Annotated in this window: 26 protein-coding genes; 9 read left to right on the top strand and 17 right to left on the bottom strand. The window is 62.9% G+C overall.

The features are described from left to right. Positions 1-1,020 carry an aldo/keto reductase gene (locus tag O9Z70_RS09020; RefSeq protein WP_286018490.1) on the bottom strand — a complete coding sequence of 340 codons (1,020 nt, stop codon included), beginning with the start codon at positions 1,018-1,020 and terminating at the stop codon, positions 1-3. A 73-nt stretch (positions 1,021-1,093) separates the two neighbouring features. Next, positions 1,094-2,089 (bottom strand): AraD1 family protein, encoded by a 996-nt coding sequence (gene araD1 / locus O9Z70_RS09015; protein ID WP_286018489.1) that lies wholly within the window; start codon positions 2,087-2,089, stop codon positions 1,094-1,096. 285 nt (positions 2,090-2,374) lie between these two features. Here araD1 and recA point away from each other — a divergent pair, with 285 nt between their 5' ends. Together recA and alaS are read left to right on the top strand one after the other, a co-directional pair. Beyond that, positions 2,375-3,448, top strand: a complete 1,074-nt coding sequence (gene recA, locus O9Z70_RS09010; RefSeq protein WP_286018488.1) for a recombinase RecA — start codon at positions 2,375-2,377, stop codon at positions 3,446-3,448. A 478-nt stretch (positions 3,449-3,926) separates the two neighbouring features. Beyond that, a complete protein-coding gene (gene alaS, locus O9Z70_RS09005; protein WP_286018487.1) occupies positions 3,927-6,566 on the top strand; it encodes an alanine--tRNA ligase in 2,640 nt (879 codons plus the stop codon). Positions 6,567-6,571: 5 nt separating this feature from the next. Here the strand turns inward: alaS and O9Z70_RS09000 are convergent, their stop codons facing one another. The 3 genes from O9Z70_RS09000 to O9Z70_RS08990 all read right to left on the bottom strand — a co-directional run bounded on the left by O9Z70_RS09000 (position 6,572) and on the right by O9Z70_RS08990 (position 9,496). Next, positions 6,572-7,573 carry a glycerophosphodiester phosphodiesterase family protein gene (locus O9Z70_RS09000; RefSeq protein ID WP_286018486.1) on the bottom strand — a complete coding sequence of 334 codons (1,002 nt, stop codon included), beginning with the start codon at positions 7,571-7,573 and terminating at the stop codon, positions 6,572-6,574. Between the two features lie 161 nt (positions 7,574-7,734). Next, positions 7,735-8,946, bottom strand: coding sequence for an NADP-dependent isocitrate dehydrogenase (locus O9Z70_RS08995; protein ID WP_286018485.1), 1,212 nt, complete (start codon positions 8,944-8,946; stop codon positions 7,735-7,737). Between the two features lie 124 nt (positions 8,947-9,070). After that, positions 9,071-9,496 (bottom strand): GFA family protein, encoded by a 426-nt coding sequence (locus O9Z70_RS08990; protein ID WP_286018484.1) that lies wholly within the window; start codon positions 9,494-9,496, stop codon positions 9,071-9,073. A 91-nt stretch (positions 9,497-9,587) separates the two neighbouring features. Here O9Z70_RS08990 and O9Z70_RS08985 point away from each other — a divergent pair, with 91 nt between their 5' ends. From O9Z70_RS08985 to rpsD, 4 genes are all read left to right on the top strand, one after another. Further along, positions 9,588-10,166: a GNAT family N-acetyltransferase gene (locus O9Z70_RS08985; protein WP_286018483.1), complete on the top strand. Its 579-nt coding sequence runs from the start codon at positions 9,588-9,590 to the stop codon at positions 10,164-10,166. Between the two features lie 115 nt (positions 10,167-10,281). Beyond that, entirely contained in the window at positions 10,282-10,899 is a 618-nt protein-coding gene (locus O9Z70_RS08980) for a GNAT family N-acetyltransferase (RefSeq protein ID WP_286018482.1), read from the top strand. Positions 10,900-10,936: 37 nt separating this feature from the next. Continuing rightward, positions 10,937-11,749, top strand: coding sequence for an RNA methyltransferase (locus O9Z70_RS08975; RefSeq protein ID WP_286018481.1), 813 nt, complete (start codon positions 10,937-10,939; stop codon positions 11,747-11,749). Positions 11,750-11,968: 219 nt separating this feature from the next. After that, the gene (gene rpsD / locus O9Z70_RS08970) at positions 11,969-12,586 is read left to right on the top strand and encodes a 30S ribosomal protein S4 (protein ID WP_286018480.1); all 618 of its coding nucleotides are present in this window, start codon (positions 11,969-11,971) and stop codon (positions 12,584-12,586) included. A gap of 318 nt (positions 12,587-12,904) precedes the next feature. Here the strand turns inward: rpsD and O9Z70_RS08965 are convergent, their stop codons facing one another. Continuing rightward, positions 12,905-14,215, bottom strand: a complete 1,311-nt coding sequence (locus O9Z70_RS08965) for an SbmA/BacA-like family transporter (RefSeq protein ID WP_286018479.1) — start codon at positions 14,213-14,215, stop codon at positions 12,905-12,907. A 246-nt stretch (positions 14,216-14,461) separates the two neighbouring features. On the opposite strand from O9Z70_RS08965, the gene ttcA reads away from it, so the two are divergent. Next, the gene (gene ttcA / locus O9Z70_RS08960) at positions 14,462-15,313 is read left to right on the top strand and encodes a tRNA 2-thiocytidine(32) synthetase TtcA (protein ID WP_502870191.1); all 852 of its coding nucleotides are present in this window, start codon (positions 14,462-14,464) and stop codon (positions 15,311-15,313) included. Between the two features lie 4 nt (positions 15,314-15,317). Beyond that, positions 15,318-16,130, top strand: a complete 813-nt coding sequence (locus O9Z70_RS08955; protein WP_286018477.1) for an inositol monophosphatase family protein — start codon at positions 15,318-15,320, stop codon at positions 16,128-16,130. A gap of 159 nt (positions 16,131-16,289) precedes the next feature. Here the strand turns inward: O9Z70_RS08955 and O9Z70_RS08950 are convergent, their stop codons facing one another. The 11 genes from O9Z70_RS08950 to purC form a co-directional block, all read right to left on the bottom strand. After that, positions 16,290-17,546, bottom strand: a complete 1,257-nt coding sequence (locus O9Z70_RS08950) for a multidrug effflux MFS transporter (RefSeq protein ID WP_286018476.1) — start codon at positions 17,544-17,546, stop codon at positions 16,290-16,292. A gap of 105 nt (positions 17,547-17,651) precedes the next feature. Further along, on the bottom strand, positions 17,652-18,869 hold the full coding sequence (locus O9Z70_RS08945) for an MFS transporter (protein WP_286018475.1): 1,218 nt from the start codon (positions 18,867-18,869) through the stop codon (positions 17,652-17,654). Positions 18,870-18,994: 125 nt separating this feature from the next. After that, the gene (gene grxD / locus O9Z70_RS08940) at positions 18,995-19,330 is read right to left on the bottom strand and encodes a Grx4 family monothiol glutaredoxin (protein WP_286018474.1); all 336 of its coding nucleotides are present in this window, start codon (positions 19,328-19,330) and stop codon (positions 18,995-18,997) included. 85 nt (positions 19,331-19,415) lie between these two features. Next, positions 19,416-20,006, bottom strand: a complete 591-nt coding sequence (locus O9Z70_RS08935; RefSeq protein WP_502870119.1) for an HAD-IA family hydrolase — start codon at positions 20,004-20,006, stop codon at positions 19,416-19,418. Positions 20,007-20,038: 32 nt separating this feature from the next. Further along, on the bottom strand, positions 20,039-20,359 hold the full coding sequence (locus O9Z70_RS08930) for a DUF6665 family protein (RefSeq protein ID WP_286018472.1): 321 nt from the start codon (positions 20,357-20,359) through the stop codon (positions 20,039-20,041). Beyond that, complete coding sequence (locus tag O9Z70_RS08925; protein ID WP_286018471.1) at positions 20,359-20,592, bottom strand: BolA family protein; 234 nt, start codon at positions 20,590-20,592, stop codon at positions 20,359-20,361. The genes O9Z70_RS08930 and O9Z70_RS08925 overlap by 1 nt, the downstream gene beginning before the upstream one ends. A gap of 109 nt (positions 20,593-20,701) precedes the next feature. After that, a complete protein-coding gene (locus O9Z70_RS08920; protein WP_286018470.1) occupies positions 20,702-21,301 on the bottom strand; it encodes a hypothetical protein in 600 nt (199 codons plus the stop codon). A gap of 83 nt (positions 21,302-21,384) precedes the next feature. Next, on the bottom strand, positions 21,385-23,610 hold the full coding sequence (gene purL, locus O9Z70_RS08915; RefSeq protein ID WP_286018469.1) for a phosphoribosylformylglycinamidine synthase subunit PurL: 2,226 nt from the start codon (positions 23,608-23,610) through the stop codon (positions 21,385-21,387). A 36-nt stretch (positions 23,611-23,646) separates the two neighbouring features. Next, entirely contained in the window at positions 23,647-24,315 is a 669-nt protein-coding gene (purQ, locus tag O9Z70_RS08910) for a phosphoribosylformylglycinamidine synthase subunit PurQ (protein WP_286018468.1), read from the bottom strand. Between the two features lie 504 nt (positions 24,316-24,819). Then, on the bottom strand, positions 24,820-25,062 hold the full coding sequence (gene purS / locus O9Z70_RS08905; protein WP_286018467.1) for a phosphoribosylformylglycinamidine synthase subunit PurS: 243 nt from the start codon (positions 25,060-25,062) through the stop codon (positions 24,820-24,822). Positions 25,063-25,078: 16 nt separating this feature from the next. Further along, positions 25,079-25,843 (bottom strand): phosphoribosylaminoimidazolesuccinocarboxamide synthase, encoded by a 765-nt coding sequence (gene purC / locus O9Z70_RS08900; protein WP_286018466.1) that lies wholly within the window; start codon positions 25,841-25,843, stop codon positions 25,079-25,081. A gap of 207 nt (positions 25,844-26,050) precedes the next feature. Here purC and O9Z70_RS08895 point away from each other — a divergent pair, with 207 nt between their 5' ends. After that, the gene (locus O9Z70_RS08895) at positions 26,051-26,374 is read left to right on the top strand and encodes a DUF1476 domain-containing protein (protein ID WP_286018465.1); all 324 of its coding nucleotides are present in this window, start codon (positions 26,051-26,053) and stop codon (positions 26,372-26,374) included. Position 26,375: the final 1 nt, after the last annotated feature.

The following is a 26,375-nucleotide window of genomic DNA, read 5'->3' as shown; positions in this document are numbered from 1 at the left end:
TCAGACCATGCCGCCCGGAACCGGCGTGCCCGGCGCCAGCAGGCCCTGGTCGGCGAGCGCCGTCCATAGCGCGTCGGGGATATCGGCGTCCCACCAATCGAGAATGCCGTCCAGTTCCTGCGGCGAGCGCGGGCCGGGCAGGACATTGCAGACGGCCGGATGGTTGAGGGGGAATTGCAGGGCGGCGGCCGGCAGCGGCACGCCGAAATCCCGACACACCGCCTCGATGGCCCGGACCCTGGCGAAAACGCCCTCGGGCGCCTTGGCATAATCGAACTTGTCGCCGCCCACCAGGACGCCGGAATTGAACGGGCCGCCGATCACCACTGAGACTTGGCGCGCGATACAGGCGGTGAGGAAGGGATCGAGCGAGGTCTGCTCCAGCAGCGTATAGCGCCCGGCCAGCTGAAACACGTCCCAATCGCCCAGGGCCAAGGCGTCCATCAATACCGGCCATTCATTGACGCCGAACCCGATGGCCTTGACCGTGCCGCTGTCGCGCAATTCGCGCAAGGCCCGGTAACCGCCGCTTTCGAGCTGCGCCCATAACAACTTGTTGGCCGCTTCGCCATGGGTGTAGACGCCGATATCGTGAACGTAAAGGATGTCGATCCGGTCGAGCCCCAGCCGTTGCAGGCTGTCCTCGAAGGAACGCATCACCCCGTCATAGGAATAATCATAATGCTGGTTGAAGGGCAGGGGATGGGCCCAATTGCCTTTGCCCACCTGTCCGGGCGGCACCGGCCGCAGCAGCCGGCCGACCTTGGTGGAGATGATCGGCCGCCTATCGCGCTCGCGCAGCGCCTCGCCGACCAGATGCTCGGAGAGGCCAAGCCCGTATTGGGGGGCGGTATCGACATAATCCACGCCGAGATCGAGGGCATGGGCGATGGTCGCCCGCGCCTGCTCGGCGGGAACGGCGCTGAAAATCCCGGCCAGGGAGGCACAGCCCAGACCCAATGTGGTCACTTCCAGATCGGTCTGGCCGACCCGGCGTTTCTCGAAACGGCGCGGAGCCATATCATCCTCCCCAATATTGGCGGATAACTGACATGTCAGGTGTTTCGAGTAAAGATGGGTCGGGACCGGGCCGTCAGTACAAAGCCCCGATATTCACCGGCTTTTCCGCTTCCAGCCGCAGCGGATTGCGCAGCGGCAGGCCGAACTGGCTTTCCTCGATCTCGAACACATCGTCGGGCCGGGTGGAAATCCCATCGGCAAAGCTCAGCGTGGCGGTGCCGAACATATGCACATGCACGTCGCCGGGCTGGCAGAACAGGTCATATTTGAAGTGGTGATATTCGAGATTGGCGATGGTGTGGCTCATATTGTCCTCGCCGGAGAGGAACGGCTTTTGCCATAATATTTCGCCGTCGCGGATGATGCGCGAAGTGCCCTCGATATGGCGCGGCAGATCGCCGACCAGCAATTCCGGGCCGAAGGAGCAGGACCGCAGCTTGGAATGTGCCAGGAAGAGATAATTGATCCGCTCGGTCACGTGATCGGAAAACTCGTTGCCCAGGGCGAAGCCGAGCCGGTAGGGCCGGCCATCGGGACCGATGACATAGATGCCGGCAATTTCCGGTTCTTCACCGGCGTCGAGCGCGAAAGCGGGGGAGGGGATGGGCTGGCCGGGATTGGCGACGATATGGCCATTGCCCTTGTAGAACCATTCCGGCTGCACGCCCCGCTCGCCGGGCGCCGGCTTGCCGTTTTCGAGGCCCATGCGGAACATCTTCATGCTGTCGGTCAGCTCGGCATCCGGCTTTTCGTCATTGGCCTTGTGCATGGCGTCGCGGGTGGCGGCCGAGCCGAGATGGGTCAGGCCGGTGCCGGTGACATGCAGATGCGCCGGATCGGGATGGTCGATCGGCGCCAGCAGCCGGCCTTCCCGGGCCAGCGCCAGCTTGTCCAATGCCGGGCCCAGCCCGCGTGCCTCGACCGCCGATGGCAGCCCGCCAATGCCGGTCAGCGCCGCCTGCACCAGTTCATAGACGCTGGCGACCCCGTTCACCCGGCGGGTTTCGCCATTCAGCGTCACGCCGACGGCGCGGTTGTGCTGGTCGTCCAGATATTGAAGCAAGTGCATGGGGCGGTCCTCGGCTGAAACCCGTCAGGGGATGGCGGCATAAAACGCATAGCGGGCAAAAGTGTCCAGCTAAAAATCATACTTTTGCATGGGCGGTTCGCCGCCGCATAGAATCGGCGTACGGCGTTGGCAATGGATTTCCGGCTCCAAGTGCAAATGTTCTCTTTTTGTCTCTTGACGGGGGTGAAACAAAATGAGAACAAATAAAGCACGGAAATTGCACAAGCGACTAAATGGTCCTCTCGTTGCGTGACCTTCGAGAGCGTGAAATAAGGAGACAGCATTATGGCAGCTTCGCCGCTTCGCGTCGTTGAAGGTGGATCGATGGATAAGGACAAGGCTCTCGTCGCGGCGCTGAGCCAGATCGAACGGAATTTCGGCAAGGGCTCGATCATGCGCCTGGGCGAGGCGTCCTCGATCGAGGTGGAATCGATTTCCACCGGTTCCCTGGGCCTCGATATCGCCCTGGGCATTGGCGGGCTGCCCAAGGGCCGCATCGTCGAGATTTTCGGGCCGGAAAGCTCGGGCAAGACCACGCTGGCGCTGCATGTCATCGCCGAGGCCCAGAAGGCCGGCGGCATCTGCGCCTTCGTCGATGCCGAGCATGCCCTGGACCCGATCTATGCCCGCAAGCTGGGCGTCAATGTCGATGACCTGCTGATCTCCCAGCCCGATGCCGGCGAGCAGGCGCTCGAAATCACCGATACGCTGGTGCGTTCCGGGGCCATCGACGTGCTGGTGGTCGATTCGGTGGCGGCGCTGACGCCGCGCGCCGAACTGGAAGGCGAAATGGGCGATTCCCTGCCGGGCCTGCAGGCGCGGCTGATGAGCCAGGCCATGCGCAAGCTGACCTCGTCCATTTCCAAGTCCAAGTGCCTCGTCATCTTCATCAACCAGATCCGCATGAAGATCGGCGTCATGTATGGCTCGCCCGAAACCACGACGGGCGGCAATGCGCTGAAATTCTATGCCTCGGTCCGCCTCGACATCCGCCGCATCGGCGCGCTCAAGGATCGCGAGGAAATCGTCGGTAACCAGACCCGCGTCAAGGTGGTCAAGAACAAGCTGGCGCCGCCGTTCCGCCAGGTCGAATTCGATATCATGTATGGCGAAGGCATTTCCAAGACCGGCGAATTGCTCGATCTGGGCGTCAAATCCGGCATTGTCGACAAATCCGGCGCCTGGTTCTCCTGGGAGAGCCAGCGCCTGGGGCAAGGCCGGGAAAATGCCCGCCAATTCCTCCGGGAGAATCCCGAGATCGCCAATACGATCGAACAGGGCGTCCGCGAAAGCTCTGGCCTGCTCGGCGAGGTCCTGCTCGTCGCCGGCGGCGGCAGCGAGGATAGCGGCGACGAATGACCTGCCAGGGTCCCATGCATCTGCCCCCGCTCCGGCGGGGGTTTTTGCATATGGAGTGTGGGCATGAGGCCGTCCCAAACCCCATCCGTCACCCTCGCGCTTGACGCGAGGGGCCCGTATTTGTTGGGTCTGCCGCAAAAGCCCTCGCGTCAAGCGCGAGGGTGACGATCCGGGAAGGGGCGGCATTGATGGTAGTCCTGCCGGGCTGCGGCGGGGTGTTGCATATATGGACTATGGGCCGTGAGGCCGTCCCAAAACCCCCCGCTCCTCCGGAAAGGGCGCGCCCTCCGCGTCCGACCCGTTTCTGGGGGCGATTATCGGCCGCCGAGGCGCCGGAATGACGCTAACGTCGCGGGGCGGGAGGCGCTGCGGTGTTTTAAGCGCAGGCGGCGGCTGGACACACCTGACGCCCTCACGATAAAAAGCCACGTTTTTCTTCAAGGGCGTCGTCTCGCCCGCTCGCCATGAAAGCCTCTGCATGACCAGCGTAAACGATCTTCGTTCGAGCTTTACCGGCTACTTCGCCCGCAATGGCCACGAGGAAGTGGCGTCGAGCCCGCTCGTGCCGCGCAACGACCCGACGCTGATGTTCACCAATGCGGGCATGGTGCAGTTCAAGAATGTCTTTACCGGCGTCGAAAAGCGTCCCTATTCCACCGCGACCACGGCGCAGAAATGCGTGCGCGCCGGCGGCAAGCACAATGATCTCGACAATGTCGGCTTCACCGCGCGTCACCACACTTTTTTCGAGATGCTGGGCAATTTTTCCTTCGGCGATTATTTCAAGGCCCAGGCCATCGAACTGGCCTGGTCGCTGCTGACCAAGGATTGGAGCCTGCCGAAGGACAAGCTGATGGTCACCGTCTATGAGGACGATGACGAAGCGCTTGAATTGTGGAAGAAGATCGCCGGCCTGTCCGAGGACCGGATCGTGCGCCTCGGCGCCGCGTCGAACTTCTGGCAGATGGGCGATACCGGCCCCTGCGGGCCGTGCTCGGAAATCTTCTACGATCACGGCGACAAGATCTGGGGCGGCCCGCCGGGATCGCCGGAGGAGGATGGCGACCGCTGGATCGAGATCTGGAACCTGGTCTTCATGCAGTTCGAGCAGCATGCCGATGGCTCGCGCAGCGGGCTGCCGCGCCCCTCGATCGATACCGGTATGGGCCTGGAACGCATTGCCGCCGTCATGCAGGGCGTGCATGACAATTACGATATCGACCTGTTCAAGGCGCTGATAGGCGCCGCCGCCAATGCCACCAATGCCGATGTGAACGGGCCGGGCAATCGCAGCCTGCGCGTCATTGCCGACCATCTGCGCTCGATGAGCTTCCTCATCGCCGAGGGGGTACTGCCCTCCAATGAAGGCCGGGGCTATGTGCTGCGCCGCATCATGCGCCGCGCCATGCGCCATGCGACCCTGCTCGGCGCCAATGAGCCGGTCATCCACAAGCTGGTGCCGACGCTGGTGCGGGAAATGGGCCAGGCCTATCCCGAACTCAGCCGGGGCGAGGCGATGATCACCGAAACGGTGCGGCTCGAAGAGGGGCGTTTTCTCAAGACGCTGGGCCGTGGCCTGCAGATTCTCGAAGCCGAAACCGCCGAACTGGGCGAGGGCGCCATTCTCGATGGCGCGACCGCCTTCAAGCTCTACGACACTTATGGCTTCCCGCTCGACCTGACCCAGGACGCCCTGCGCTCGCGCAATATCGGCGTCGACCAGGCCGGATTCGATGCCGCCATGGCCCAGCAAAAGGCCGAGGCCCGCAAGAACTGGGCCGGTTCGGGCGAAGCGGCCACCGATGCGGTGTGGTATGGCCTGGCGGACAAGCTCGGCCCGACCGAATTTCTCGGCTATGAAACCGAGATTGCCGAAGCCGAGATCACGGCCTTGCTGGTCGACGGTGTCGAGGTGGAAACCATCGCTGCCGGCCAGGAGGGCATGGTGGTGGTCAACCAGACCCCGTTCTACGCCGAAAGCGGCGGCCAGGTCGGCGACCAGGGCAGCATCAGGGGCGAGGGCGTGGCGGCCGCGGTTTCGGATACCAGCAAGTTCCACGGCGTCTTCGCCCACAAGGTCACGGTCAGTGAGGGCAGCCTCAGAATCGGCCAGGCCGTCGAACTGGTGGTCGATCACGCCCGCCGCTCGGCGATCCGCTCCAACCATTCGGCGACGCATCTGCTGCACGAGGCCCTGCGCCTGGTGCTCGGCGAGCATGTCGCGCAGAAAGGCTCGATGGTCTCCGCCGACCGCCTGCGTTTCGACTTCGTCCACACCAAGCCGATGACGCCGCAGGAACTGGCCGCGGTCGAGGACATCGCCAATAATGTCGTATTGCAGAACAGTCCGGTCGAAACCCGGCTGATGGGCGTCGAGGAGGCCAAGGAATCCGGCGCCCGGGCGCTGTTCGGCGAAAAGTACGGCGATGAGGTCCGCGTCGTTTCCATGGGCGAGCCCGATGGCAATGGGCTGGGCTGGTCGGTCGAGCTGTGCGGCGGCACCCATGTGCGCCGCACCGGCGATATCGGCCTCGTTTCAGTTGTCGCCGAAGGCGCGGTGGCCGCCGGGGTTCGCCGTATCGAGGCGCTGACCGGCAATGCCGCCCGGCATCGCGGCAATGCCAGCACCAATATCGTGGCGTCGGCCGCGAGCCTGTTGCGCTCGGGCACCCACGAGGTGCTCGACCGGATCGAGGCTTTGCAGGACCAGCTCAAGCGTTCGGAACGCGCCCTGGCCGATGCCCGGCAGAAACTGGCGCTGGGCGGCGGCGGGGAAGGCGGCAAGGCCAGCGAGATCGTCAATGGCGTCACCTTTGTCGGCCGCGTCGTCGAGGGCGTCGCCGCCAAGGACATCAAAACCGTGGTCGATGCGGAAAAGCAGCGCATCGGCTCGGGCGTGGTGACCATCGTGCTCAAGGGCGAGGACGGCAAGGGCACCGTGGCCATCGGCGTCACCAAGGACCTGACCGAGCGCTATGGCGCCGGTACGCTGATCAAATCGGCGACGGCGGCCTTGGGCGGACAGGGCGGGGGCGGGCGGCCCGACATGGCCCAGGGCGGCGGACCCGACGGCTCCAGGGCCGAGGAGGCGCTGGCCGCCGTGCGGGCGCTGCTCTAGGCGGTTTACGGCGCGGCGGGAAGGTCCGGCGGCGGCCTGCCCGTCAGCGCCGGACCGATCAATTCGATCCTGTTGGTCCAGACATAGCCGTCGAAACCGGGCGGGACCAAAGCCAGGGTCTCAAGGTCGTCTATCCCCGCCGTGCCCGTATCTCCCGCTCCGAACGGACCGAGCAGGATGATTTCGCTCCCGGCCTCATGCAGTCTCGCCTGCAACAGGTTGGGCCAGCCCCAGAGCCAGGGCGCCACGTTGATGGGAAGCATCACCTGGGTGTTCCGGCAGGCTTCGGGGATATAGCCGGTCCAGCCCAGGCCCAGATATTGACCGAGGCAATCGACGAGGCCGCGCCGCGACCAGACATGCAGCCCCTCGATCAGCGCGTCGGCCCGATAGGTGGGTTCGTCGCCTCCATAGGCGCCCCAGATGGCGCCGCGCCATTCGGGATGCCGGGTCAGCAATTGGGCAAGCATGTCGCCCTCCCGGGCTTCCCGGCTTTTGAAATTGACGAGGAAACGGCGCTCCGGCATGGCCGAAAGCACCTCCTTGAGCTCGGGCATTTGCCCGATGCCCAGGCCACGGAACGGAAAGGTCTGGCCATTGTCGGCGCTATAGCCATAGCCGATATCCAGCTTCTTCAGGTCGGCCATGGCATGGGCGCGCGTTTCGCCGGTGCCTTCGGTGCGGCAATCGACGGTCCAGTCATGCATCACCGCAAATTGCCCGTCGGTGGTGGGGTGCACGTCCAGCTCGACGATGTCGGCGCCAGCGGCAAATGCCGCGGCCATGGAGGGCAGGGTGTTTTCCAGCATATTATGGCGCGGCTGCTCGATCCGCTCGGCGGTGCAGGTATCGTTGTCGAGATCGGCCCGGTCAAAGGTCTGGTGCACGCCGCGATGCGCTATCAACCGCAATTCGGCCTCGTCCGGGGGCCCGACGCGCCAACTGGCATTGTAGAGATAGATCGCGGCCACCAGTGCCACGACGACGAGCAGAATCAGACGTTTCAAAATAGCGCCCCCAGAAAGCAGGAGCGAGATATCGGGTTCAGTTTGTTAAAAATGCGGCGGGACGTCACGCGGACGGCCGAACAGCGCAGCGGAAAACTGTTCCTGAAACGGAAAGGGCCGGAGCAATGCTCCGGCCCTTGGCACTATAAGTCGGCTGCGGCTTACGCCATGGCCTTTTGCAGGTTCAGGTCGATGGCGTCGAGGAAGCCCAGGGTCGACAGCCAGGGCTGATCGGGGCCGACCAGGAGCGAGAGGTCCTTGGTCATCTTGCCTTCTTCGATGGTGTCGACGGTGACCTTTTCGAGGGTGGCGGCGAACTGAGCCAGCGCCTCGTTGTCGTCGAGCTTGGCGCGATGGGCCAGGCCACGGGTCCAGGCGAAGATCGAGGCGGTGGAATTGGTCGAGGTTTCCTTGCCCTGCTGGTGCTGGCGATAGTGACGGGTCACGGTGCCATGGGCGGCTTCGGCCTCGACGACCTTGCCATCGGGGGTCATCAGCACCGAAGTCATCAGGCCGAGCGAGCCGAAGCCCTGCGCCACGGTGTCGGACTGCACGTCGCCGTCATAGTTCTTACAGGCCCAGACATAGCCGCCGGACCATTTGAGCGCGGCTGCCACCATGTCGTCGATCAGGCGGTGCTCGTACCAGATCTTCTTGGCCTCGAACTGCTCCTTGAACTCGGCCTCGTAGATTTCCTGGAAGATGTCCTTGAAGCGCCCGTCATAGACTTTGAGGATGGTGTTCTTGGTGGAGAGATAGCAGGGCACGCCACGATTGAGGGCGTAGTTCATCGAGGCGCGGGCAAAGTCGGTGATGGAATCATCAAGGTTGTACATGCCCATGGCGATGCCGGCGGAGGGCGCGTCGAACACGTCATGCTCGATCACGGTGCCGTCTTCGCCCACGAATTTCATGGTCAGCTTGCCCTTGCCGGGGAAGCGGAAATCGGTGGCGCGATATTGGTCGCCAAAGGCATGGCGGCCGACGATGATCGGCTGGGTCCAGCCCGGCACGAGGCGCGGCACGTTCTTGCAGATGATGGGCTCGCGGAAAATCACGCCGCCCAGAATGTTGCGGATGGTGCCGTTGGGCGACTTCCACATCTGCTTGAGGCTGAATTCCTCGACGCGCTGCTCGTCGGGGGTAATGGTGGCGCATTTGATGCCGACGCCATGCTTCTGGATGGCGTGGGCCGCGTCGACCGTGATCTGGTCGTTGGTGGCGTCGCGGCTTTCCACCGACAGGTCGTAATATTCGATGGGCAGATCGAGATAGGGATGGATGAGCTTGTCCTTGATCGCCTGCCAGATGATCCGGGTCATTTCATCGCCATCGAGATCCACGACGGGGTTGGCGACCTTGATCTTGCTCATATAAAAACTCCCATGAAGTGCGGATTTCGGCGTGTTTCGGCTTGGGGCCATTTCGCCCGCCCGTATAGCATCGCTGGAAAAAAGCGCAAAGCCGCGCTCGGCATGGGGCCTTGCCCTTTGCCTATTACCGCTGCTCGGGGCGGTAAGTCTGGTAGCGCGGCAGCTGCGCCTCGATCAGGTCCCAGGCCGGGTGGCTGCGGGCGAAGATGAGCTGGTTGGGCGCGAACCAGTCGTTCCGCCCGGCGAACAAGCCGATGGGCACGAGGCGAAAGGCCGGCGCCCGCGATGATTCCGCATAGATCGTCGTGCCGCATTCCGGGCAGAAGTTCCGCGTGAAGACCGCCCCGGAATCCGTTGGCCGAGCAAAGGATTTCGTGGCGCCAGTGGGGCGGACATTGTCGGATTCCATCAGGAATACCGAGGAATGCCCGCTTCCCGACACTTTCTGACAATTCTGGCAGCCGCACTGGAACATCGAGACCACCGGGCCCTGAACCGCCAGGGTCACGGCGCCGCAATCGCAGGTGGCGGTCAGCTCGATTTCGGGCATTTCCTTCATGGCTGCAGGCTGACACGCGTCAATGCCCGGGCGCAAGCGGCAGGCTTGCGTTTCTCATGACGAGCGTCAAAAGTGCCGCGCCATGGCTCTGCGTCCCGAATATCCATTGCTGACCGAACGCCTGCGGCTGCGGCCGTTCACGCGGGGTGATGTCGATGCCGTTTTCGCCTATCGCGGGCGCCAGGATGTGGCGCGCTATCTGTTCGATCCTCCCTTGAGCCGGGACGAATGCGCTCTGGCCATTCAGCAGCGCACCAATCAATTGGCGCTGGCCGAGGAGGATGACAGGATCATCCTGGCGGTCGAGACATTGGATGATGCCGTGCTGGTGGGGGAAGTGTCGCTGATCTGGCGCTCCGTCGAGGCGCGGCAGGGCGAGCTGGGCTGGATTTTCCATCCGGACCATCAGAAGCAGGGCTATGCCAGCGAAGCGTCGTCGCGGCTTCTCGACCTCGCCTTTCACCATGCCGACCTGCATCGGGTCTATGCCCGCTGCGATGCCGGCAATGTCGCCTCCTGGCGGTTGATGGAGCGTCTGGGCATGCGGCGGGAGGCACATTTCCGTGAGCACGCCCTGTTCAAGGGCGCATGGGACGAGGAATTCTACTATGCGATCCTGCGCCGTGAATGGCTGGCGCGGCGTCAATCCATGCCGATCTGAGGGCCCGGTTCGGGGGCCGTCGCGGGTATTATTTTCCTTGAGGATTCAGGAACTGCGCCACCGGGCGGACGTTCTGGAATCAGGGCTGCCACCCGTCCGTCGAGGAGGTCGAATCATGCCGTCGCTGCGTCTGCCTATTGAAACCGAACATCTGCGTCTGCGACCCTTCAAGCAAAGCGATTGCGAGGCGGTGGCGCGCTATCATACCCTGCCTTCGGTGCAGCGCTATGTCGAGCGGCCGACCCGCTATCCGGAAGATGTGGCGGCGGCGGTCAGCCTGATGCGCAAGCAGGTTGAATTGCATCGTCCGGGCGATACGCTGTCCCTGGCCATGGTCAGCAAGAGCGATCGGGACGTGATCGGGCAGGTCAGCCTCAAATGGGCGGATGCGACGTCCGGGCAGGGCGAAATCCGCTTTCTGATGGACCCGGCCTTTGCCGGCCGGGGCTATCTCACCGAAGCGATCACGGCCATGTTCGACCTGGCCTTCGATCATTTTCGCGTTCACCGGATTTTGGTGCGCTGCGGGGGGCGCAGCCGCCATTCGATCAGGTTGATGAAGAATCTGGGCATGCGGCTCGAGGCCCATTATCGCGAACATGCCCTGTTCCAGGGTGAATGGGACGAGGAACTGCATTTCGCGCTGCTCGATCGCGAATGGCGGCCCAGCGCCAAGGTGCTCGATCTGCCGGTTCGCGCGCAATGGCCCGATTTGCGCGTCGCCGGCAATTGAGATATGCCGCCGCCCAGTTTTCCGAAATGGGCGGCACATGGCAGGCACCGACAGCTCAATTCCCGTCACTCTTGCGCCCTCGCCGGCGATCATCCTGTGTGAGCCGCAATTGGGCGAGAATATCGGCGCGGCGGCGCGCGCCATGGCCAATTTTGGGCTTTGGGACCTGCGTCTGGTGCGCCCGCGCGATGGCTGGCCCAATGAAAAGGCCATTGCCGCCGCCTCGCGCGCCGACCATGTGCTGGAGCGCATCCGCGTCTTCGCGACGCTCGAAGAGGCCATAAGCGACCTGAAGCTGGTTTACGCCACCACGGCGCGGTCCCGCGACATGCAAAAGGAAGTGATCGGCCCGGAAGAGGCTTCGGCCAATATGGCTGCGCAGATAATGGGCGGGAATGGGGCCGGCCTGTTGTTCGGGCGGGAGCGCTGGGGGCTGCTCAACCACGAGGTCGCCCTGGCCGACGCCATCGTCACCCTGCCGGTCGAGCCCGCCTTTGCCTCGCTCAACATCGCCCAGGCGGTGCTGCTGATGTCCTATGAATGGCGCCGGACCAGCGCCGAGGGCAGGGCGCTGCCCTTTGGCAGTGGCCTAGACGAAACGGCGCCGCGGAGCGAACTGGCCGGGCTGTTCGAGCATCTGGAAGGCGTTCTCGATCAAAGCGGGTTTTTCACCACGCCCGACAAGCGGCCGAGCGTGATCAACAATCTGCGCACGGCGCTGACCCGCGGCCGCTTCACGTCGCAGGAAATCCGCACCCTGCGCGGGGTCATTTCCTCCATAGACCGCCGGCACGAGCGCCCCAATCCGAACCGGGTCAAGCCGGCCGTGCGTGAGCCCGGCGAGAAATAGGCGGAATACTTGACTTGGCCCGTCCGGCCCTCTAAGACGCGCGCACCTATTCCGGCCTTCCGGCCCATAGGCGCACCCGGGATTCTCTGTTGGGAGTCTGTCGGCCTCGCGAAAGCGGGGCAGAGGAGGGCGTGATCCATTCAACCAGTCCGCAAGGACGCATGGCCCTGTCTGCAAGTCTGAAACTTTTCAGGGCCAAGCTTAAGAGAAGGATACGCGATGTCGAAGCGTCATTCCGCGAAATACAAGATTGACCGCCGCCTTGGCGAAAACATCTGGGGCCGCCCGAAATCCCCGCTGAACGCCCGCGCCTATGGCCCCGGCCAGCATGGCCAGCGCCGCAAGGGCAAGCTGTCGGACTACGGTTTGCAGCTGCGCGCCAAGCAGAAGCTCAAGGGCTATTACGGCTCGATCACCGAGAAGGGCTTCCGCCGCCTCTATGACGAAGCCAACCGCCGCAAGGGCGATACCGGCGAGAACCTGATCGGCCTGCTCGAATCGCGCCTGGACGCCATCGTCTATCGTGCCAAGTTCGTGCCCACCGTCTTCGCCGCCCGCCAGTTCGTGTCCCATGGCCATATCCTGGTCAATGGCAAGCGCGTCAACATCCCGTCCTACCAGGTCAAGATCGGCGACAAGGTCGAGATCCGCGAGCGCTCCAAGCAGCTGACCCTGGTTCTGGAAGCCAACCAGTTGGCCGAGCGCGATGTGCCCGACTATATCGACGTCGACCACAACAAGCAGACCGCCACCTACGCCCGCGTTCCGGCCCTGTCGGATGTGCCCTATCCGGTGCAGATGGAACCGAACCTGGTGGTCGAATTCTACTCGCGCTAAGCGAAACCGAATTCTCCAATATGAAAGGGCCGCTCCTTGGAGCGGCCCTTTTGTTTTGGCTGGTTGGATGACGCGCCCCGAGCGGTTCTGGCTTTGCCGGAAGCGGCGTCTTACCCCGCCGCCCACTCGTCATCCTCGCGCTTGACGCGAGGGTTGTTTGTTTGTGGGTCTATCGCAAGAGCCCTCGCGTCAAGCGCGAGGGTGACGATCCGAGAAAAATACGCCATCCACGTCATCGCCTTGGGAGGGAGGACAGGAACGTCACCGCTGCCACAAAGAGCTGAAAGCGCCACGGGTTCAGAAGGCTCGGGCGTTGCCTCATCCTGCCGCCGGAATATCGCCGACGCTGACCTTGATCGGTTCCTGGTCCTTGGGAATGTAGCTTTCGAATTTTCGCAGGCGCATGATCACGGACTGCAGTTCGACGATCACGGTCCAGGCGCGGGCGAAGAACTGGAATGAACTGAATACCTGGCCGAAAGCGATCTGAATCTGCTGGTAGAGGCCCATGGTCAGGGTGCCGGCGAGGATGGAGGGGGCCATGACGAGAAGCGGCACATAGCCGACCATGTTGGTGTAGCCATAGCGCGCCAGGTTGAAATAGGTGTAGTGGAAATAAAGGCGGAAATAATTCTTCTGCACGCCAGCGAACAATTCGCGGACCGAGGGAGGAGCGGCCCGATCCTCGAAATCCTCGCCAAGCACCAATTCCTTGCGATAGGCGGCCTCCACCTTCTGGTTGGCGAAGTTCAGGCCGGGCAGCTTGATGCCGACAACCGCCAGTAGAGCCGTGCCGGCGGCGGCGCCGGCCAGCGCCACCCAGACCAAACCGCCCGGGGTGGCGCCGAAGATCGGCAATTCGCTGATATTGGCCGATAGCTGCCAGAGCAGGGGCAGGAAGACCACCAAGGTGATCAGCGAGTCGAAAAAGGCCGTGCCCAGGTCCTCCATGATCGATGCGAACCGCATCGTGTCTTCTTGCACACGCTGCGCCGCGCCCTCGGTGTGCCGGATCTGCGGCCAGTATGCCATGTAGTAGAAGTTCATCGCCTTGCGCCAGCGGAACACATAATGCGACGTGTAGAAGGCGAGCCCGACCGCGGCCACCACAACGGGAACGGTGACGAGAACGATGGTCCAGGTCAGCCCATAGAGCTGGTCGGGCGTTACCGAACCCGGCTGGGTCAGTGCCAATTGGATCGTGTTGAAGAAGGCCCCGGACCATTCATTGACGAAGGCCTGCACCTGCACCTGGAAATAGATGATGAGCAGGATGACGGTCGATGAGACCACCGACCACCAATACCATTCGTTGCGCTTGTAGAAGTACCAGAAGGCGCAGAAGATGAAGGCGGTCATCAGCACATATTGATAGAGCCATATCCGCTCGGCCGTCAGAAAGTTCAAACTCGATCCGGCCGCCGCCGCCGCCGTAGGATTCGGCGCTTCGCTCTCGGTGTCCGCCGGAGCGTTGGGATTGGTCTGTGCCGCGCCGGCGGCGGGATCGGGAATTGCGGCTTCGTCCTGCGTGGTCGGCTGGTCGGCGATGGGCGCCGATATCGCGGGATGGGTGAAGCGGTCGATACTGATGACGGCACGGATGGGCTCGCCCAGGGCAAACCACAGCAAGACCGACGCCAGCAGCCACAGGGCCGCGGACCCGAAAAAGATTTTTGGGGCGGGGAAGAAGGAGCGGAACACCAAGAGACTCCAAGTGGGGGGAATGTGTCATCTAACTGCGGCAAAGAGCCTAAAACAAGGACGCGAAATTAAGCTTTGGCAAGGTTGTGCACCGTCGCTTGGCTTTCCAACCCGGCCAAGGGGGGGTATCAGCTAGCCGACCGATCCAATGAGAGTTTCGCCATGAGCGCGGTGATGGAAGCCACGAGCCCACCGGACGACCCCGATGAGGGTGTCCACCCGATCTATGCCCAGGCGCCGCGTTCCGTCGAGTTCAACAAGCTGCGCAAGCGCCTGATCCGCCATATGCGCGAGGCGCTGGAAAAATTCGCCATGGTGCGGCCGGGCGAGAAATGGCTGGTGGCCCTGTCCGGCGGCAAGGACAGTTATGGCCTATTGGCGCTGCTGCTCGATCTGCAATGGCGCGGGCTGTTGCCGGTGAAGCTGCTCGCCTGCAATCTCGATCAGGGCCAGCCGAATTTTCCCAAGCATATCCTGCCCGAATTCCTCGCCGGCCTCGGCATCGAGCATCGCATCGAATACAAGGATACCTATTCCATCGTCACCGACAAGCTGCCGGCGGGGTCCACTTATTGCTCGCTCTGCTCGCGGCTGCGCCGGGGCAATCTTTATCGCATCGCCCGGGAGGAGGGGTGTACGGCCCTGGTGCTCGGCCATCACCGTGACGACAGCCTTGAAACCTTCTTCATGAACCTGTTCCATGGGGGCAAGCTCGCTGCCATGCCGCCGCGCCTGGTCAATGACGAGGGCGATCTGGAAGTGCTGCGGCCGCTGATCTATTGCGCCGAAGCGGATTTGCAGCGCTTCTCGGACGGGATGGGGTTTCCGATCATTCCCTGCGATCTGTGCGGTTCGCAGGACGGGCTGCAGCGCAATGTCATGAAAGACATGCTCAATGACATGGAAAAGCGCATGCCCGGCCGCAAGGATGTGATGATCCGCGCCCTGGGCAATATCAATGCGAGCCATATGCTCGATCCGCGCCTGTTCGATTTCGCAGGCCTCTCCACCAAATCGAAGGAATGAACGCATGAATATCGACCGGCTGGCCGCTATCCTGAAACAGGCCGCCAAGCAGGAAATCATGCCCCGTTTTCGGCGGCTCGACGAGGGCATGATCCAGACCAAGACCGGCGCTTTCGACCTGGTCACCGAGGCCGACACCAATGCGGAGCGGGTCATCACCGCCGCCATTCTGGATCATACGCCGAATACGCTGGTCATCGGCGAGGAGGCGGTGTCGGCCAATCCGGCGCTGCTGGATAGCGCGTTGGAGGACCGGATCGCCATTTACGTCGATCCGGTCGACGGCACCGCCAATTTCGCCGGCGGGCTGCCGCTCTTCGCCGTCATGGCGGCGGTGGTGCAGAATGGCGAGCCGGTGGCCGGGGTGATCTACGACCCGCTGGGCGACGATTTCGTCATGGCGGAGCGTGGCTGCGGCGCTTGGCAAGTCTTTCCCGATGGCCGCACCATCCGCCAGAAATTCGCCGATCCGGTGCCGCTGGCGGAAATGGGCGGGCTCGCCTCCACCGCTTTCTTCGCGCCCGAGCAGCGCCGGGATGTCCTGAGCAATCTCGCCAAGGTCAAGATGTTCGCCAGTTACCGTTGCGCCGGCCACGAATACCGCCTAGCCGCCGGCGGCAATGTGCATTTCCTGATGTATGGCAGGCTGATGCCCTGGGATCACGTCGGAGGCGCACTGATCATTAAAGAGGCCGGGGCGCATGTGGCCAAGCTCGACGGCACGCCCTACCGGCCAGGCGATCGGGATGGCGGCCTGCTGGTCGCGCCGAGCCAAGAAAGCTGGGAGGAATTGCGGCGGGAAGTGTTTGCGGTGTGATGGGGCTTCCTCTCTTGAGAAGAGGGGCCGCGGCCTTCAGATAAGCGGCAATCTGGCCCTCGCTCCGCCACCGTCATCTCGGCCAGCCATGAGTATGACAAGAGCCCTCGCGTCTAGCGCGAGGGTGACGATCCGAGATGGAGGCGGTTATGGAAGGCTTTAGTGGGCGTCCATCACCGGCTCGTCGTCTTCATGGGCATATTGCTCGCCGACGCCGAAGAGACGGCCTTTTTCGGCGATGAGGATGCAGATGATCGCCAGCGAGCCGGTCAGGAAATAGCCCATGGCCGTGGGCAGGGTGGTTCCGTCGAACAATTGGCCGGTGAGCGAGCCGATCAGCGCTCCGCCCACGGTCTGGATGAAGCCGAAGACGGAGGCGGCGGTGCCCGCGACCTTGCCGAGCGGTTCCATGGACAGGGAATTCATGTTCGAGGACGACCAGCCGAAGCAGAACATGATGATGGCCAGGAGGCTGAAGAACAGCCAGAGCGGCAGGAAACCGCTGAGTGCCAGCAGCACCCAGATGGCCGAGCCGATGGTGAAGACCAGCATGGCGCCATGTGACAGGCGGCGCATGCCGAACCGCCGCACGACCCGTGAATTGGTGAAGGAGGAGATGGCCATCAGCCCGGCCATGGCCGCGAATGCCACGGGGAAATAGACGCCCAGTTCGTAAATGTCGACATAGATCTGCTGGGCCGAGGTGATGAATCCGAACAGCGCTCCGAACAGGAACATGCCGGCGAGGCCGTAGGAAATCGCCACCCTATTGGTGAAGACAATACGGAAATTGTCCACCACGCCGGAAAGGCTGAGCGGGCGGCGCTGGTCCAGCGGCAGGGTTTCCGGCAGGCGCATATAGGTCCATAGCCAGAGCGCGGCGGCCAGCAGACCCATGAAAATGAAGATATATTGCCACGGCCCCGTCAGCAGCAGCACCTGGCCGATGCCCGGCGCGATGATGGGAATGGCCATGAACACCATGAAAGTCAGTGACATGACCTCGGCCATTTCGCGGCCGGAATAGCGGTCGCGCACCACGGCGGTGGCGATGACGCGCACGCTGGCCGCGCCCATGCCCTGGACGAAGCGCAGGGCCAGCAACAGACCGAAATTGGGGGCAAAGGCGGCGGCGATCACGGCCACGACATAGATGCCGACACCCACCAGCAGCGGGGCGCGGCGACCGAAGCGGTCGGTGAGCGGGCCGAAAGCGAGCACGGCCAGGCCCATGCCCAGCATATAGGAGGTGACGACGAATTGCCGCTCGTTCTCGTTCGCGATGCCCAGCGCCTCGCCCATATAGGGCAGGGCGGGCAGCATCACGTCGATGGCCAAGGCGTTGAGCGCCATGAGCGCGGCGACAAGGGCGATGAATTCAGGGCGCGAGAGAACCCGGCTGAAATGATCTGACATGTTTGAAACTCATCATAGCCGAAGAAACCGGCCAAAGGATTGGCCGGACCATGAACCTCTCCCGGGCGTTTGGCAACCCGTTAATCGGCAGGAGGCGATAAACGCTCAGGCCGGTTTCAGGGCGAAATTGGCGTCGGTGCGTTCGTTGATCGGGATATGAACCGCCGCCGAGGCCAGGCCCAGAATGATGCCGAGATACCAGACCAGATCGTAGGCGCCGGTCAGGTCATAGACATAGCCGCCGAGCCAGACGCCGACAAAGGAACCGATCTGGTGACTGAGGAAGGCGATGCCGTAGAGCATGCCCATATAGCGCGGTCCGAAGAACAGGCTCACCAGTCCGGCCGTCAGCGGCACGGTGGACAGCCAGAGCAGACCCATGGCCGCCGCGAAGGCATAGGCGGTGATTTCGCTGACCGGAACCAGCAGGAAAGCGGCGATGGCGATGGCGCGCAGGAAATAGATCGAGGCCAGCAGCAATTGCTTGGGCAGCCGGCTGCCGAGCCAGCCCGAGAGCAGCGAGCCGGCAATGTTGAAAAGCCCGATCACGGCAATGGTCCAGGAGCCGGTTTCCGGCGACAGCCCGCATTGCACGAGATAGGCCGGCATGTGGACGTTGATGAAGGCCAGATGGAAGCCGCAGACGAAGAAGCCGATGACCAGCAGCCGATAGGACCCGAAGCCCCAGGCCCGCGACAGGGCCTGCATGAAGGGCAGATCGGCCTGGCCGGGCGTGGATTCCGCCCGACCGCGCAGGGCGGCGGATAGCGGGACGATCAGCAGCAGGATCACGGCGATATAGACCAGCGCCATCTGCCATCCGAAGGCGTTGATGAAGCCCTGTCCCACCGGCGCGAAAATGAACTGCCCGGCCGACGAGGCGGCGGTGGCGATGCCGAAGATGAAGCTGCGCTTTTCCGCTGGCACGACACGGCCAAAGGCGGCCATGACCACGCCGAACGAGGCAATGGCGATGCCGATGCCGGTGACCACGCCGGCGGTGAGGGTCATGGTCAAGGTGTCGGGCGAAAATGCCATGCCCAGCACGCCCGCCGCATAGACCAGACCGCCGATGGCCAGAACCCGCCCGGCACCATAGCGGTCGGCCATGCCGCCGGCGAAAGGCTGGGCCAGGCCCCAGACAAGGTTCTGGATGGCCATGGCCATGCCCCATTGCTCGCGGGTCAGCCCCAGGTCTTCGGTGACCGGCAAGGTGAAGAGGCCGAACGAGCCCCGCGTTCCGAAGCCGATGGCGGCGATGATGCAGCCGGCAATGATGACGAGCGGGAGCGGGACGGCGGGACGCGTGGTATCAATGGCCATGGAAGGGAGTCTCGGCAGGATAGGATAGTCTATGCGCGGCCCGGCATCGGGCAAAGCGATATCGACCGAAAACCGCAAAGGCCCCGCCGGGTCAGGGCAGGGCCTTCAAATCTTGCCTCGGGCGATCAGGCGCTCTGCTTGATGGCGATGCCGGCCTGTTCGAACTGGGTTTTCAGCTCGCCGGACTGGAACATTTCCCGGGTGATGTCGGCGCCGCCCACGAATTCGCCCTTGACGTAAAGCTGGGGAATGGTCGGCCAATTGGCATAGGCCTTGATGCCGTCGCGCAATTCATCGCTTTCCAGCACATTGGCGCTGTCGAACTCGACGCCGAGATAGTTGAGAATCTGAACGACCTGGCCGGAAAAGCCGCATTGCGGGAAATCCGGGGTGCCTTTCATGAACAGGAACACGTCGTTGTTCTTCACCTTGTCATCGATGAAGGCGTTGATATCGGTCATGGGAGGAGCCTTTCAAAAGTCCGGCTTCAAGGGCCGGCTGAAAACTGCCCTTAAATAAGACACGGCGTTGCCGGTGTCGAGGTGGCTAGAGTCTTTGTCGCACCCAGGGATGGTCAAAAAACTGCTCGTTGGTGTCAAACAACACGGCCTCCCAACCATGCGCTCTGGCGCCCTCCACCACTTTGGGCGTGTCGTCGAAGAAGAGCGGCGGTTCGTTCTGCGGGCCGATATGCCGATGGATGAAATCGAAATAGGCCGGATCGGGCTTCCTGACGCCGGCGCGCGCGGAATGGAACATGTCATCGAAGATTTGGCTGAGCCCGCACTGAGACCATAGCCAGCTGGCGCGGATATGTTCCTGGTTGGTCGCAACATAAAGACGAATATCGGACCTGGCCTTGAGCTGCCTGATCGCGTCGATCAATTCCTGATTCAGGACGCTGTCCTTTTTGAGCCAGTAATCCAGAAAGACCATTGGCGAACCCCGGTATCCCAAGGCGGGCAGGTGACGTTCAAGCGCCTCGATCACCGACATTTGCCCATTCACGACTTTCTTGACGAAAACGTCGAAAATGAACTCTTCGGTGAAGCGCGCCGGGTCTATCCCAAAATCGTCCTGGAGACTGGTGTCCCAGCGCCGCGTCCGGGTGGGGCTATGGTGAATGCCATGTACCAATACGCCATCGACATCGAAGAAAACGGCGCGGCTCATTTTTGCCTGGCCGGCATCGCGCCCAGCCCGTTCAGCACTTCGGCCGGAATATCGAGATCGCGGATAACGTCATGGTGGCGGCGGAAGCCGAGCAGTTCCCGTTGCACGAAATAGGCCCAAACGGCCTGCCGGGCCTCGCCAAGCCAATGCTCACGATCCGCGCCGGCCGACAGGCCCTCGAGGGCCTTTCTTACCCGGGCCTCGGCGGCGCCGAGCGAATTGGCGCGTTCGGCCATGATCTCATGTTCGAGGGCACTCGTTCCGGCCTCGGGCCGGACCATGCGGATGAGATCGAGCGAATCGCGCAGGCCGGGCATCAGTCCGGCACGTTGGTCTGCAGGGCCAATGCATGCAAAGCGCCGCCCATATCGCCTTGCAGGGCGGCATAGACCATCTGGTGCTGCTGCACCCGGGATTTCCCGCGGAACTGTTCGGAAATCACCGTGGCCGCGTAATGGTCGCCGTCGCCGGCGAGATCGCGGATTTCAATCAGGGCATCGGGCAGGGCAGCCTTGATGCGGCGCTCGATTTCTGTGGCGTCCATGGCCATGTGCTGTCTCCCCGTAATTCGCGCCGGCGATGGCCGGCTCACGTCCCTGATATGGCATGCAGGTGGGAAGGCTTCAACAGGGCGCGGCGAAAGGCCCGGAATGTGCCGGTTACGGCAGGTCGGACTGTTCGTCTTCCGGGGTCACATTCAAGCCAATGCAGCAATCCGCGTCGGCGCGGGTGGCAAAATTGGCGATGATGAAATCGACGAGGGGCCGCGCCTGTTCCGCCTGATCGGCGGCGAAAATGCAATCCAGCACATAGCCCCGACCTGAGGAAACGGCTTCGGTATGCACCAGCGTCAGCGGGATGTTCATCGCCGAGCCGGTGCTGGTTCCCTCATAGGCGAGGGCGGTGGCATCCTGATATTCGGTCGTGCCTTTGCTCACGATGGAAAATCCCGGCAATGGCCCGGCCCAGGCGGTGGCGATTTCGCTCTCGTCAAGCTCGTCAAGCGCCGCTTCCGCCGTCCAGTCGGTATCCTCGACCGGCACCACGCTCAGTTCGCATTGCAGCGGGGCGCTGGTGTGATTGATGGTGACCGGCGCGTCGACGCCGCCACTGGCGGTCATTTCGGCGGGATAGATCAGCGTATAGGGAAGATTGGTGAGCACGGAGCGGGTGATGCTGACGTTCTGGGCCGACGCCATTGCGGGCGTCAGCGCCAGGCCGAGACCCGCCAAGATCGCCCATCCCAGATTGTGCTGCATCGTTCACTCCCAGACGCAATATTCCTGCCGAGCAAAGCGCTCCAAAGAGCGGCGAACATAAGGCAGCGTGCTTCAAAACCGGATCAGCCGTTCATATAGCGGGGGAACCAGTCCTCATGAGCCTGGGCGAGCGCGGCGACGGCCACCGGCTTGGCACCGCCAAGAATGAGAGTATTGCCGCCGGTGGTGCCGATCCAGGGCGCATAGATGCCCAGGCTCTCCGCCTCTTTCCACAATGCCGCGATTTCGTCGCCCTGCGGATCGAGATTCAACGTGACCAGGTAACGGCCCTGGTCCTCGCCGAAAAAGGTCAGGACCGGGTCGTTGCCATCCACATCGGTCACGATCGCGCCGATGCCGCCGGCAATGGCCATTTCCGCCAGGGCGATGCCCAGACCGCCATCGGACAGGTCGTGGCAGGCGGTGACGACGCCGGAGCGGATGAGCTTGCGGACGAAGTCGCCGGTCTTTTTCTCGGCTGCGAGATCGACATGGGGGGCGTCGCCGTCGCGGCGGTCGAACAGGTCGCGCAGATAGATCGACTGGCCCAGATGGGTGCCGCGCTCGGCGGGACCGCCGACAAGCAGGATCGGCTGGTTTTCGGCGACGAAGCCGATGCCGACGCTCTGGTTCCATTCGGGCAGCAGGCCGACGCCGCCAATGGTGGGCGTGGGCAGGATGCCCTGGCCATTGGTTTCGTTGTAGAGCGAGACATTTCCGGAGACGATGGGGAAATCCAGCGCCCGGCAGGCCTCGCCGATGCCTTCGATGGCCTTGATCAGTTGGCCCATGATTTCGGGGCGTTCGGGATTGCCGAAATTGAGGTTGTCGGTGGCGGCCAGCGGCTCGGCGCCGGTCGCTGTCAGGTTGCGCCAGCACTCGGCAACGGCCTGCTTGCCGCCCTCGAAAGGATTGGCTTCGCAATAGCGCGGGGTGACGTCGGAGGCGAAGGCGAGGCCCTTGTTCTCGGCGCGGTCGACGCGGATCACGCCGGCATCGCCGCCCGGGCGCTGCATGGTGTTGCCCTGGATGAGGGTGTCATATTGCTCATAGACCCAGCGGCGCGACGCGCATTGGTGGCCGCCGATCAGCGCCAGCAGCGCCTCGGCAATGTCCATCTGCGGCACGTCGGCCTTGGCCAGCGGCGCGGGCGCCTGGGGCTCGATCCAGGGACGATCATATTCCGGGGCCTCGTCGCCCAGTTCCTTGATTGGCAGATTGGCGACTTCCTCGCCCTGCCAGAAGACGCGGAAGCGCAGGTCGTCGGTGGTCTTGCCGACAGTGGCGAAGTCCAGTTCCCACTTTTCGAACACTTTGCGGGCCACGGCTTCCTTGTCCGGATGCAGCACCATCAGCATGCGTTCCTGGCTCTCGGAAAGCATCATCTCATAGGCGGTCATGCGCTCCTCGCGCACCGGCACCTGGTCCAGATCGAGCTCGATGCCGAGATCGCCCTTGGCGCCCATTTCGACCGCCGAACAGGTCAGGCCCGCCGCGCCCATGTCCTGAATGGCGATCACCGCGCCGGTGGCCATGAGTTCCAGGCAGGCTTCGAGCAGGCGCTTTTCGGTGAAGGGGTCGCCGACCTGAACGGTGGGACGCTTTTCCTCGATATCGTCGCCGAATTCTGCCGAGGCCATGGTGGCGCCGCCGACGCCGTCGCGCCCGGTCTTGGCGCCGAGATAGACCACCGGCAAGCCGACGCCCTTGGCTTCGGAATAGAAAATCTTGTCGGTATCGGCCAGACCCGCCGCGAAGGCATTGACCAGGATATTGCCGTTATAGCGGGCGTCGAACTCGACCTCGCCGCCAACGGTCGGCACGCCGAAAGCGTTGCCATAACCGCCGATGCCGGCCACCACGCCGGACACCAGGTGACGGGTCTTTTCATGGTCAGGCGCGCCGAAACGCAGCGCGTTCATCGCCGCGACCGGCCGCGCGCCCATGGTGAAGACGTCGCGCAGGATGCCGCCCATGCCGGTCGCCGCGCCCTGATAGGGCTCGATGAAGCTGGGATGGTTGTGCGATTCCATCTTGAACACCACGGCCTGGCCATCGCCGATATCGACGACGCCGGCATTCTCGCCGGGGCCCTGGATGACGCGCGGTCCCTTGGTCGGCAGGGTGCGCAGCCATTTCTTCGAGCTTTTATAGGAGCAATGCTCGTTCCACATGGCCGAGAAGATGCCGAGCTCGGTATAGGTCGGCTCACGTCCGATCAGATCGAGGATCTTCTGGTACTCGTCCGGCTTCAATCCATGGCTGGCGATGAGGTCGGGGGTAATAGCGATGTCGTTGCGGAAGGTCATCTGAACCGGAAATGTTGGATGGGGAGACGGCGCGGATCAGGCGACCTGTTGCAGCGCGGCGGCAAACAGCGCCCGGCCATCGTCGCCGCCATGGGCGGCTTCGATCAGGTTTTCCGGATGCGGCATCAGGCCGAGCACGTTCTTTTGCTGGTTGAGCACGCCGGCAATGTCGTTGAGCGAGCCATTGGGATTGGTGCCCCCGGCATAGCGGAACGCCACCTGGCCTTCGCCTTCGATCCGCTTCAGCGTCTCGGCGTCGGTGAAGTAATTGCCATCGTGATGGGCCACGGGGCAGCGGATGATCTGGCCCGTGGCATAGCCGCGCGTAAAATCGGTTTCGGCGTTGACCACTTCCAACTTGATCTCGCGGCAGACGAATTTCAGCGACATATTGCGCATCAGCGCGCCCGGCAGCAGGCCGGCTTCGATCAGGATCTGGAAGCCATTGCAGACGCCCAGCACCTTGACGCCCCTGGCGGCGCGTTCGCGCAGCTTGTCCATGATGGGCGAGCGCGCGGCGATGGCGCCGCAGCGGAGGTAATCGCCATAGGAGAAGCCGCCCGGAATGACGATGAGGTCGACATCTGGAATATCGGCATCCTGATGCCAGACGATGGCGGGCGTGGCGCCGCCGATCTTGGTCAGCGCCGCGATCATGTCGCGGTCGCGATTGAGTCCCGGAAACACGATGACGGCGGCCTTCATCGCTCAATCCTTTATCTGTCAGGGGTGTGCGGGGCTCTTGTGGTGAGTCTTGACCGAAAAGGCAAGTCTCCGCCGCCGCCCGGCAGGAAAAACTACCGTGAGGCAACCTTCGGCGCCGTGGCGGCGTTTGGCTTGGGAGGAGGAGTCATCCATGTCCCAGCTTATGCAGAAGCCCAGTGAGCCCAGCAGGCCGCCGGTTCAGCAGCCGAGCGGCATCCCGCCGCGCCGCATCCGGCCCATTATCCCCGCAGTGTTCAGGCCGTCGAACAATTGACCCTGCCGATCCCGAAGGGGGCGCGAGCAGCCTTTGCGGCCTCGTCCTGCGACAAGTTCAGGATGAGGCATTTTGGCGGGTTCGGCTTATACCGGCACCGAGGCATAGGCCGCGAAGAGCAGGCCGAGCGAGGCGAAGAACATGACGGAGAGGGCGATCTGGGTTTTACGCATGGCTATATGGTCCTGCGCCCGACCGAGGGCGCGAATTGGTAGTTTGCCGTGAAGGCGTTAATTTGAAATTTCGATCGCGAAGTTTTCGATCACGGTATTGGCGAGGAGCTTTTCGCACATCGCTGTGATCTGAAAACGCGCGGTCTCCACGTCGGTTCCTTCGATCTCCAGATCGAACACTTTTCCCTGCCTGACGCCGGCGACGCCGCCGAAACCCAGGCTGGCGAGCGAGCCCTCGATGGCCTGCCCCTGCGGATCGAGAACGCCATTCTTGAGCGTGACGATGACGCGCGCTTTCATCAGTTCAATTCCCGAATTACTGGACCAGGCGCGGACCTGTGGTCAGCGCATTGTCATTTTCCACGAGGATGCCGAGGCGCTGGGCCACTTCGCGATAGCTCTCGACCAGGCCGCCGAGATTTTCGCGGAAACGGTCCTTGTCGAGCTTGTTGCGGGTCTTGATGTCCCACAGACGGCAATTGTCCGGGCTGATCTCGTCGGCCAGCACGATGCGCATCAGATCGCCTTCATAGAGCCGGCCGACCTCGATCTTGAAATCCACCAATTGGATGCCGACGCCCATGAACAGGCCGGTCAGGAAGTCGTTGATGCGGACAGCGAGGCTCATGATGTCGTCGAGCTCGGCGGGATTGGCCCAGCCGAAAGCGGTGATGTGCTCTTCGGAGACCATCGGGTCGCCGAGCGCGTCGTCCTTGTAGCAGAACTCGATGATCGAGCGGGGCAGGCGGGTGCCGGGTTCGAGCCCCAGGCGCTTGGCCAGCGAACCGGCGGCGTAATTGCGCACGATGATCTCGAGCGGGATGATCTCGACTTCCTTGATCAATTGCTCGCGCATATTGATGCGGCGCAGGAAATGCGTCGGGATGCCCAGATCGTTGAGCTTGGCGAAGATGAACTCGGAAATCCGGTTGTTCAACACGCCCTTGCCGTCGATCACTTCGTGGCGGGCGCCGTTGCCGGCAGTGGCGTCGTCCTTGAAGTATTGCACCAGAGTGCCCGGCTCGGGACCCTCGAACAGGATCTTGGCCTTGCCCTCATAGATTTTGCGTCGACGGTTCATATCGAATCCGTTGCCATTGAGAGGTGGGGTGGATTGGCCGCTTCATGCGCCAGAATGGGGCAAAAAGGCAAGGGCTTTCCTGCCATGGGCAATATGCATGACATGGCGCGGCAGCCGCAGAGGTGCCGTTGATTTGCGTGGCCGAACCACCTATGTCCAAGACCGGAGCCGGTTAGGCGGCGATACATAGCCATTTTGGGAGAGACCATGAGCCAGTTTGAAGATCGGCAGAAGGGCCAGGAAGCCAAGTTTGCCTTCGACGCCGAAAAGAAATTCAAGGCCGAGGCGCGCCGCAACAAGCTTCTGGGCCTGTGGGTTGCCGAACTGCTGGGTCTGTCCGGCGATGCCGCCAATAGCTATGCCGCCGAGGTCGTGGCCGCCGATTTCGCCAAGCCGGGCGATAGCGACGTGTTCGAGAAGGTTTCGGGCGATCTCAAGGCCAAGGGCGTCGCCCTGGATGACGCCGCCATCCGCGCCAAGATGGATCAACTGGCCGGCGTGGCCAATGAGCAGGTCGCCGCCGAAGGCTGAT

Source organism: Devosia sp. YIM 151766, assembly GCF_030285925.1.
Classification (GTDB): Bacteria; Pseudomonadota; Alphaproteobacteria; order Rhizobiales; family Devosiaceae; genus Devosia.
This window is presented reverse-complemented; position numbering and strand designations above follow the sequence as displayed.